Genomic DNA, 10422 nt, shown 5'->3' on the forward strand with positions numbered 1-10422 from the left:
AATTTTAGCCATAAACCGCATTTATTGTAGACAAGGTATGGCTGAAGCAACTCTGCAATCCCAAACACGCGCCGACGAAGCGTTTGATTGTTTACAAACGGCTATCGTGACAGGCGAGCTCGGTCCGGGCGAAAAAATCGGCGAACTGGAGCTTTGCTCGCGTTTTAACCTCACTCGCGGTCCCCTGCGAGAGGCGCTTGGGCGCCTTGAGTCCCGCGGGCTTCTCGTCCGTCGTCCCCATGCAGGCGTCAAGGTAGTCTCTGTCAGCGCGTCAGAGTTGCTGGAGTTATATCGTATCCGAGAGGTCATGGAGGGCCTGGCCGCCCGCCAGGCGGCGGAACGGATGACAGACGAGGAAATCGCGGAGCTTCAGGCCACCCTGGACAGCCATGAGGCCATGATTGAGCAGGCCCAGGGCCAGGCGTACTACCAGGCCGAAGGCGACTATGATTTCCATCACCGCATTGCCACTGGCAGCCGTAACGCCAAGCTTGCCCAGATGCTGCTGGGTGACCTCTACTACATGGTGCGGATGTACCGCTACCGGTTAAGCACCTCGGCCGGGCGCCCCCATCTGGCGCTTGGTGAACACCGCCGTATCGTCGAAGCCATCGCCCACCGCGATGGTGAACTCGCCGAATTCCTGATGAAAAGACACATCAATGCTGCACGCCAGAACATCGAGAAAAAGATTGAAGAAGGCGTTCTAACGATCTGATAAGAGAGGACTATCCTATGGCCAATACACTTTCCCCGGGCGCCCGCTTTCGCAAGGCCCTGAAAGAGAACCAGCCGCTGCAGATTGTCGGTACGATCAATGCCTATGCGGCAATGATGGCCGAAAAAGTGGGTCACCAGGCCATCTACCTCTCCGGGGGCGGCGTTGCCAATGCCTCCTACGGGCTGCCGGACCTTGGCATGACCACCATGAACGACGTGGTTGAAGACGTGCGCCGGATCACTGCGGCCTCCGAGTTGCCGTTGCTGGTGGATATCGATACCGGTTGGGGTGGGGCGTTCAATATCGCCCGGACCATCCGTGAGATGGAACGCGCTGGTGCGGCGGCTGTCCACATTGAGGATCAGGTTGCCCAGAAGCGCTGTGGCCACCGCCCGAACAAGGAAATTGTCTCCAAGGAAGAAATGGTGGATCGCATCAAGGCGGCTGCTGACGCCCGGCAGGACGACGACTTCTTCATCATGGCCCGTACCGATGCCTTCCAGAAGGAAGGGCTGGATGCGGCCATTGATCGAGCCAAAGCCTGTATCGAAGCGGGCGCCGATGGCATCTTCGCCGAAGCAGTGACCGAACTGGAGCATTACAAGGCCTTCTCCGAGGCGCTGGATGTGCCCATTCTGGCCAATATCACCGAGTTCGGGGCCACCCCACTGTACAACCGCAAGGAACTGGCGGAGGCCGGTGCCGATATGGTCCTGTATCCATTGAGTGCGTTCCGGGCCATGAACAAGGCGGCCGTTACGGTGTATCAGAACATCCTGGAGAAGGGCGACCAGAAAGACGTGGTTGATCTGATGCAGACCCGTATGGAACTTTATGATTTCCTGAACTACCACGAATTCGAACAAAAGCTGGACCAGCTTTTCGCCCAGAATAAAGACTGAACAAGACTGATTGGAGAGAGAAACATGGCTGAAGCAAAGAAACTTGGTGGAGCTGGCCTGCGCGGCCAGGTGGCTGGTGAAACCGCGCTGTGCACCGTTGGCAAAAGCGGCGCGGGCCTGACGTACCGCGGCTACGACATTGCCGATCTCGCGGAAAAGGCCCAGTTCGAGGAAATTGCCTACCTGTTGCTGCGAGGCAAGTTGCCCAACCGTCAGGAACTGGACGCCTACACCCAAAAACTGCGGAGCCTGCGGGGCCTGCCGGCCGCCCTGAAAACCGTACTGGAACAGATTCCCAAAGACGCGCACCCCATGGACGTGATGCGTACCGGTTGTTCCATGCTGGGCAACCTCGAGACGGAGCAGGACTTCAGCGAACAGGACGACAAGATCGACCGCATGCTGGCGGTGTTCCCGTCCATCATTACCTACTGGTACCGATTCGCCCACGAAGGCGTCCGGATTGAGACCGAGAGCGACGTGGATTCTATCGGTGGCCACTTCCTGGAGCTGCTGCACGGCAAGAAGCCCAGCGAGCTGCACGAGCGGGTCATGAACGTGTCGCTGATCCTCTATGCAGAGCATGAGTTCAACGCATCCACCTTCACCGCCCGTGTCTGTGCTTCCACGCTTTCAGACATCCACAGCTGCGTCACCGGTGCGATCGGTACGTTGCGTGGCCCGCTGCATGGCGGTGCCAATGAAGCGGCCATGGAACTGATCCAGCGGTTCAGCACCCCGGACGAGGCCGAAGAAGGCCTGATGGGCATGCTGGAGCGCAAGGAAAAGATCATGGGCTTCGGTCACGCGATCTACAAAGAGTCGGATCCACGCAACGCCATCATCAAGCAGTGGTCCAAAAAACTGGCAGACGAAGTAGGGGATACGGTGCTCTATCCGGTATCCGTTCGTTGCGAGGAAGTCATGTGGCGAGAGAAGAAGCTGTTCTGTAATGCCGACTTCTTCCACGCGTCGGCCTATCATTTCATGGGCATCCCGACCGAACTGTTCACTCCGATCTTCGTCATGTCCCGGGTATCCGGATGGACTGCCCATGTGAAGGAGCAGCGCGCGAACAACCGCATCATCCGCCCCAGTGCCGATTACACCGGCCCGGCGGACGCCAAGTGGGTACCGATTGAGGAGCGTCCATGAACACCGAATACCGTAAACCTCTGCCGGGCACCGACCTGGACTTTTTTGATACCCGCCAGGCCGTGGAGGACATCCAGGCCGGCGCTTACGACAAGCTGCCGTACACCTCCAAGATTCTGGCGGAACAACTGGTTCGCCGCTGTGATCCGGAGACGCTGACAGATTCCCTGAAACAGCTGATCGAGCGTAAGCGCGATCTGGACTTCCCCTGGTATCCGGCACGAGTGGTTTGCCATGACATCCTGGGCCAGACCGCGCTGGTCGATCTGGCGGGTCTTCGTGACGCCATCGCCGAGAAGGGCGGGGATCCTGCCAAGGTGAATCCGGTGGTTCCCACCCAGTTGATCGTCGATCACTCCCTGGCCGTTGAGCATGCCGGTTTCGAAAAGGACGCATTCGCGAAAAACCGGGCTATTGAAGACCGCCGGAACGATGACCGATTCCACTTCATCAACTGGACCAAGACCGCGTTCGAGAACGTGGATGTGATCCCGCCGGGCAACGGCATCATGCACCAGATCAACCTGGAGAAGATGTCTCCGGTGGTTCAGGCTCGCGAGGGCGTTGCCTTCCCGGATACCTGCGTGGGCACCGACAGTCACACGCCGATGGTGGATGCCCTGGGCGTTATCTCCGTCGGTGTCGGCGGCCTCGAAGCCGAGAGCGTGATGCTTGGCCGTGCTTCCATGATGCGTCTGCCGGATATCGTAGGTGTCGAGCTCACCGGAAAGCTCCAGCCGGGCATTACCAGTACCGACATGGTGCTGGCCCTGACGGAATTCCTGCGTAAAGAACGCGTGGTTGGCGCCTACCTTGAGTTCTTCGGTGAAGGGGCGGACAGTCTCACCGTGGGCGACCGGGCCACCATCTCCAACATGACGCCGGAATACGGCGCGACTGCGGCCATGTTCTACATCGATGGCCAGACCATCGACTACCTGAAGCTGACTGGCCGCGAAGACGACCAGATCGCCCTCGTTGAGAAATACGCGAAGGAAACCGGCCTGTGGGCCGACAGCCTGAAGAATGCCGAGTATGAGCGGGTCCTGAAGTTCGATCTGTCCCAGGTCACACGCACCCTCGCGGGGCCATCCAACCCCCATGCCCACCTGCCCACCTCCGAGCTCGCCAAGCGTGGCATTGCCGGCGACTGGGAGCTGGAAGAGGGCAAAATGCCGGACGGGGCGTGCATCATCGCCGCCATCACCAGCTGCACCAACACCAGCAACCCCCGCAACATGGTGGCGGCTGGCCTGATTGCCCGCAACGCCAACAAGCTGGGCCTGACCCGCAAGCCCTGGGTGAAGACCTCCCTGGCACCGGGCTCCAAAACCGTCAAGATGTACCTGGAAGAAGCCAACCTCCTGCCCGAGCTGGAAAACCTCGGCTTTGGTGTGGTGGCGTTTGCCTGCACTACCTGTAACGGGATGAGTGGCGCCCTGGATCCGAAAATCCAGCAGGAAATTATCGACCGGGACCTGTATTCCACCGCAGTGTTGTCCGGTAACCGGAACTTCGACGGCCGGATTCACCCATACGCCAAGCAGGCGTTCCTGGCTTCGCCGCCTCTGGTGGTCGCCTACGCCATCGCCGGGACGATCCGTTTCGATATCGAGAAAGATGCCCTCGGTTACGACCAGGATGGCAACCCGATTACCCTGAAGGACATCTGGCCGAGCGACGAGGAAATCGATGCCATCGTGAAGCAGTCGGTGAAGCCGGAACAGTTCCGCAGCACCTACATTCCGATGTTCGATATCACCCGCGAAGCTCAGGCGCAGAGCAATCCGCTTTATGAATGGCGTCCCCAGAGCACCTACATCCGACGTCCTCCCTACTGGGAAGGGGCATTGGCCGGTGAAAAGTCCCTGAAAGGCATGCGGCCGCTGGCCATCCTGCCGGACAACATCACTACCGACCACCTGTCGCCGTCGAATGCGATACTGGCCAGCAGTGCCGCTGGTGAGTACCTCGCGAAAATGGGCCTGCCGGAGGAAGACTTCAACTCCTACGCAACCCATCGTGGCGACCACCTGACCGCCCAGCGTGCCACCTTCGCCAACCCGAAACTGTTCAATGAAATGGTGACGGACGAGAGCGGCAACGTAAAACAGGGCTCCCTGGCGCGGGTCGAGCCGGAAGGCAAGGTTACCCGCATGTGGGAAGCCATTGAGACGTACATGGAGCGCAAGCAGCCGCTGATCATCGTTGCCGGGGCTGACTACGGTCAGGGCTCTTCCCGTGACTGGGCCGCCAAAGGCGTTGCCCTGGCGGGCGTCGAAGCCATTGTCGCCGAAGGTTTCGAGCGGATTCACCGGACCAACCTGGTCGGCATGGGTGTGATGCCCCTGCAATTCGAGGAAGGTACCACCCGCAAGACCCTGGCGCTCGATGGCACTGAAACCTACGACGTGGAAGGCACTCCGGCACCCCGTGCCGAATTGACGCTGGTGATCCATCGCAAAAACGGCAGCACCGAGCATGTGCCCGTCATCTGCCGCCTGGATACCGCCGAGGAAGTGTCTATCTACTCCGCTGGCGGTGTGTTGCAGCGTTTCGCCCAGGACTTCCTGGAGGCGGAGGGCGCGGCATGACCCACGCACCTCAAATCCGCGTTCCCGCCACGTACATGCGTGGCGGCACCAGCAAGGGTGTGTTCTTCCGGCTGCAGGATCTGCCGGAAGCCGCCCAGGTCCCGGGCAAGGCCCGGGATAACCTGTTGTTGCGCGTGATCGGCAGCCCCGATCCCTACCAGAAGCAGACGGATGGTATGGGCGGGGCTACCTCCAGCACGAGCAAGACCGTGATTCTGGCAGAGCCCACCCAACCGGATCACGACGTGGACTACCTGTTCGGTCAGGTGTCCATCGACAAGCCCTTCGTGGACTGGAGCGGTAACTGCGGCAACCTGACTGCGGCCGTCGGTGCCTTTGCCATCAACGGCGGCTTTGTGGCCAAAGACCGGATTCCGGAAAACGGCACCTGCACAGTTCGAATCTGGCAGGCCAATATCCGCAAGACCATCGTGGCTCACGTGCCGATTACCAACGGTGAGGTTCAGGAGACCGGCGATTTCGAACTGGACGGCGTCACCTTCCCGGCGGCGGAAGTCCAGATCGAATTCATGGATCCGGCGGACGGCGATGGCGCCATGTTCCCCACCGGCAATGTCGTGGATGACCTGGAGGTCCCTGGCGTGGGCACCCTGAAGGCCACCATGATCAACGCCGGCATCCCGACCATCTTCATCAATGCGGAAGACATCGGATACAAGGGCACGGAGCTGCAGGACGATATCAACAGCGATCCGAAAGCGCTGGAAATGTTCGAAACCATCCGGGCCCACGGTGCGGTAAAGATGGGGCTGATCAGCGACATCGCCGAAGCTGCCAATCGACAGCACACACCGAAGGTCGCCTTCGTAGCCAAGCCCGTGGATTATGTGGCCTCCAGCGGCAAGCAGATCACGGCTTCGGACATCGACGTCCTGGTACGCGCGATGTCCATGGGCAAGTTGCACCACGCCATGATGGGAACGGCAGCGGTCGCGATTGCCACCGCCTCAGCTGTACCGGGCACGCTGGTCAACCTGGCTGCCGGTGGCGGCGACCGGACCCACGTGACCTTCGGTCATCCCTCCGGGACGCTGAGGGTTGGTGCCGAGGCGAAAGAGGTGAATGGCCAGTGGACCGCCACAAAGGCCATCATGAGTCGCAGCGCCCGAATTCTGATGGAAGGATGGGTAAGGGTGCCAGGCGATTGTTTTGGAAGATAAGAGCTAGAGTATGCCGGGCCTCTGGTATTGACCCGGCATACTCTGCAACGCGATTGCAGGGTTCAGGGAACGGTGTAGCTTTGTACTGCAGATCCCTCACTCTTCAAGCCGTTTATGTCTACGACGCGAACGCTGAAGTACCAGGTCCCGGACGACAGCCCGGATATTTCAGTGCTGGTTTGTGATCCGTCAACAACCTTCAGCTCGGACAGGTTGTCTGCCGCGGTGCCATAGAGAACCTCGTAGCTCTGTATCTCACTGAGTGAGATGGAGCTGCCGTCGGTTCTGGTTAGAGGTGCTGTCCAGCTCAGAGTAACTGTTCCGGTCGTTGAAGACGTTGTACTGCCGCTTCCGACCTGGTCAATTGTTGTGCTGCTTGGGGTCTCTACCGGCTGAAGTGTCCAGGGACTCAGTCCGGATTGGTAAGCGGAAAGGTTGGTGACATTCTGACTGTTATTGATGCCACTCGCGTCGTCGGTCCACGGATCAAGGCCGTTCCTCAATTCCCAGGTATCCGGAATACCATCGCTATCGCTATCTACCATGGTCGAGGCTGACAGGTCGGGTGATTGGACGATCTCCATTGGCGAGAGATTGGTATTTGCTGAGTCGTCTCTGATAGAAAGTTCTGCCACTGCTCCGCCACCGTTTTCATAGTATTCCATCATCAGGTCAACAGTTTGGGACGCGTCTAGCGACATCGTGCTCGTGTAGGTGGTCGGCCCCTGATCCTTCCAGGCAGAAATGATCGGGGTGCCATCCGCATAGAGTCTCGCACCATCATCTGTTCTGATGGTGAATGTGTAGTTATTAGTACCGGATTGATGGGGGGCAGTGAATGTTCCGAACCATCTAGCGCTGAACCGGTTTACAGGCTGCTCCGGGATAAAAGAGCCGGAACCCACACTGAATTGAATTTCAGCTTCCGACTTGGCTAGGATGAATGTGTCGAAATTCATTCCGCTGAAATATTGCCCGACAAACCCAGTCGTAAGCACCTGCTGGTCGCTGGCCGGAGTATCGGGAACATTGATATCGGTTCCTGCGAGATATTCCTGGAGGTTCGTTACCCCATCTCCGTCAAAGTCTTTGCCGGCATCACTCGGATCCAGGGGATCCATGTTGAGCGCATACTCATCGCCGTCGGGTATGCCATCACCATCAGTGTCGGGATTGTTTTCGGAGGTACCGAGCAGGAATTCATCGGCCGCCGCTAGTAGATCGTTGTCGGGATCAGACGTTGCATCGGTAGGGTCTGTTGGATCGAGCCCGTTAGCAACTTCCCAGTTGTCATAGAGCCCGTCACCGTCACTATCAGGCATGGGGAAAATTGGGGCGTATTTCAGTCCTTCCGAACTGTCCAGATAGCCGGCAGCATAACCTTTCCGGTAGGTTTCCTGAGGCGATTCCGAACTCCCGGCAGAGGACGGTTGGGCGTAACTTGCCAGAGCGTCTCCGCTGATAATGCTTTGGCTGAATCCAGGCCCCGCCCAGGCGACACTAAAATGATCGCCGCCACCGCCTTCTTTATGAATGATCTCGAAGTAATGCCGACTTCCAGCAATTAGGTCTATGTTAGCGGATTTCTGAGAGCTGTACTTTGCGTAGTCTTGAAAACTTGTAGAGCCATAAACTGCTGCGACTAAGTCCTTTTGGTCGGGTTGGGAGCTGGAGCTTAGCCAAAATTCCGTCTGGTCATCACCACTTACCCAAAAAGTATATGTTCCAGTTGCAGGAGGAATAATGTACCCACGGACAAGGGAGCCATAATTGTCTCCTCGGTTGACGGGACTGCTGAGCGACGAAATTTTAACAACCTCATCAGGGTTGTCTGGGAAGGTCGCCAAGCCTTTCAGATCCGAAGTAGTCGTTCCCGAAATGCCGTCCCAGTAATATAACTCCACCTCGCCCGGTGTGCTTGTTTCGGGTAAAGCGGCTGTAGGTGGGTATTGTCCAGCATCAAACGGTCTCCATGTTTGGCATCCCGTAACCAATATGATGACACTACACGCCATTGCGAGTCGGTAATTGAACATGCCTGCTCCCTAGCCTGATCTGAACTCTTCAAAGTATTGGTGCTAGGGTGGGACCTCGCCACTGGACGCTTGGAATGATTCGATATTTCGGTACAGGGCTTATAGCCAAGCCATCTTACGAATTACGTTAGTCCACAAGTTATCTATGCTTTGAGATTAGGTAGGGGTTGCCTGCCTGGTTGTGAACGGAGGCCACAAATGACAGCACACGCAGACACTAATATTCGACCGGACTATGATTCGGTTCTTCAGACCATTGCCGATTACGTTCTGTCATACGATGGGATCAGCGACGAGGCTTGGGATACGGCCCGCAACTGCCTGATGGATACCCTGGGGTGCGGGTTGCTCGCGTTGCGGTTCCCGGAGTGCACCAAACATCTGGGACCCATGGTAGAGGGAACGGTGGTTCCCCATGGTGCCCGGGTTCCGGGAACGCCGTTCCGTCTCGATCCGGTCAAGGCGGCCTGGGATATTGGCTGTATCGTCCGGTGGCTGGACTACAACGACACCTGGCTGGCGGCAGAGTGGGGCCATCCGTCGGACAATCTCGGGGCGATTCTTGCGGTGGCGGATTATCTGTCGCAGAAACGCGCCGCGGAGGGCAAGGCGCCGCTCGTTGTGAGAGATGTTCTGGAATCGATGATCCTGGCCCATGAAATCCAGGGCGTCCTGGCGCTGGAGAATTCCTTCAACCGGGTTGGCCTCGATCACGTGGTTCTGGTGAAAGTGGCTTCGACGGCAGTGGCCGCCAGGCTGATGGGGGCCAATCGTGAGCAGCTCCTGTCGGCTTTGTCCCATGCCTGGGTGGACGGTCAGGCGCTGAGAACCTATCGCCACGCACCCAACGCCGGCTCCCGGAAATCCTGGGCGGCAGGGGATGCCAGTTCCCGGGGCGTGCGTCTGGCGGATATTGCCATGCGCGGTGAGATGGGCATTCCCGGCGTACTCAGTGCGCCCCAATGGGGCTTCTACGACGTGCTGTTCAGCAAGACCAACAAAGACCAGAAGCTCAAACCCGAAGACCAGCGACAGTTCTCACTGCCGCAGTCGTTTGGCTGCTACGTGATGGAGAATATCCTGTTCAAGATCTCGTTCCCGGCGGAGTTTCATGCCCAGACGGCAGCGGAAGCTGCTGTTACGCTGCATCCCGAGGTTCGTGACCGGCTGGATGAGATCGACCGGATAGTGATCACCACCCACGAGTCCGCCATCCGGATCATTTCGAAAGTGGGTAAACTCGCCAACCCCGCCGATCGGGACCACTGCCTTCAGTACATGACCGCCGTGCCTTTGATATTCGGCAGTCTGACCGCGGAGCATTACGAAGACAGTTTTCACCAGGCCCATCCGGTAATCGACGAACTGCGCGACAAGATGGAAATCGTCGAAGACGAGCGCTACACCCGGGAATACCTGGAAGCGGACAAACGCTCCATCGCTAATGCGGTGCAGGTGTTCTTCTCGGATGGCTCCCACACGGACAAGGTGGCAGTGGAGTATCCCATCGGCCATCGGCGGCGCCGGAAAGAGGGAATTCCCCTGCTGGAAGACAAGTTCCGTAACAACCTGGCTACCCGGTTCCCGGCGCAGCAGTGCGAACGCATTTTTGCGCTATGCAAGGATCAGCAAACGCTGGAGAATACCCCTGTCCACGACTTTGTGGCGCTGTTCATGATCTGACCGCCGCTCCGGGCTAGGGAAGGGAAGTGTGCCAAAACGTACCGACATCAAGAGCATCCTGATCCTGGGCGCAGGCCCCATCGTGATCGGACAGGCGTGCGAGTTTGATTACTCCGGGGCCCAGGCCTGCAAGGCGCTGAGGGAAGAGGG

The 10422-nt window shown here is 58.3% G+C and carries 8 protein-coding genes; 7 read left to right on the forward strand and 1 reads right to left on the reverse strand.

Features of this window, described 5'->3' with window-relative positions; genetic code table 11:
• The first annotated feature begins 37 nt into the window (after positions 1 to 37).
• Genes MLD04_RS05065 through prpF form a run of 5 tightly spaced genes read left to right on the forward strand, consistent with a single transcriptional unit; the run spans position 38 to position 6553 of the window.
• The gene (locus MLD04_RS05065) at positions 38 to 718 is read left to right on the forward strand and encodes a GntR family transcriptional regulator (RefSeq protein WP_248155330.1); all 681 of its coding nucleotides are present in this window, start codon (positions 38 to 40) and stop codon (positions 716 to 718) included.
• 17 nt (positions 719 to 735) lie between these two features.
• Positions 736 to 1623: a methylisocitrate lyase gene (prpB, locus tag MLD04_RS05070; protein WP_248155332.1), complete on the forward strand. Its 888-nt coding sequence runs from the start codon at positions 736 to 738 to the stop codon at positions 1621 to 1623.
• Positions 1624 to 1647: 24 nt separating this feature from the next.
• The gene (gene prpC / locus MLD04_RS05075) at positions 1648 to 2778 is read left to right on the forward strand and encodes a bifunctional 2-methylcitrate synthase/citrate synthase (protein WP_248155334.1); all 1131 of its coding nucleotides are present in this window, start codon (positions 1648 to 1650) and stop codon (positions 2776 to 2778) included.
• Complete coding sequence (gene acnD, locus MLD04_RS05080) at positions 2775 to 5372, forward strand: Fe/S-dependent 2-methylisocitrate dehydratase AcnD (protein WP_248155337.1); 2598 nt, start codon at positions 2775 to 2777, stop codon at positions 5370 to 5372. Before prpC ends, acnD begins: the two co-directional genes overlap by 4 nt.
• A complete protein-coding gene (gene prpF, locus MLD04_RS05085) occupies positions 5369 to 6553 on the forward strand; it encodes a 2-methylaconitate cis-trans isomerase PrpF (RefSeq protein WP_248155339.1) in 1185 nt (394 codons plus the stop codon). Before acnD ends, prpF begins: the two co-directional genes overlap by 4 nt.
• A 62-nt stretch (positions 6554 to 6615) precedes the next feature.
• Here prpF and MLD04_RS05090 read toward each other — a convergent pair whose 3' ends face one another.
• Positions 6616 to 8589, reverse strand: a complete 1974-nt coding sequence (locus tag MLD04_RS05090) for a PA14 domain-containing protein (RefSeq protein WP_248155341.1) — start codon at positions 8587 to 8589, stop codon at positions 6616 to 6618.
• 198 nt (positions 8590 to 8787) lie between these two features.
• Between MLD04_RS05090 and prpD the strand changes: the two genes are divergently transcribed.
• Together prpD and MLD04_RS17750 are read left to right on the forward strand one after the other, a co-directional pair.
• Positions 8788 to 10272, forward strand: coding sequence for a 2-methylcitrate dehydratase (gene prpD / locus MLD04_RS05095; protein WP_248155343.1), 1485 nt, complete (start codon positions 8788 to 8790; stop codon positions 10270 to 10272).
• Between the two features lie 28 nt (positions 10273 to 10300).
• A partial coding sequence (locus MLD04_RS17750; protein ID WP_278351164.1) for a carbamoyl phosphate synthase preATP-grasp domain-containing protein occupies positions 10301 to 10422 on the forward strand: 122 nt, incomplete at its 3' end.

Source organism: Marinobacter koreensis (genome assembly GCF_023156285.1).
Lineage (GTDB): Bacteria > Pseudomonadota > Gammaproteobacteria > Pseudomonadales > Oleiphilaceae > Marinobacter > Marinobacter koreensis.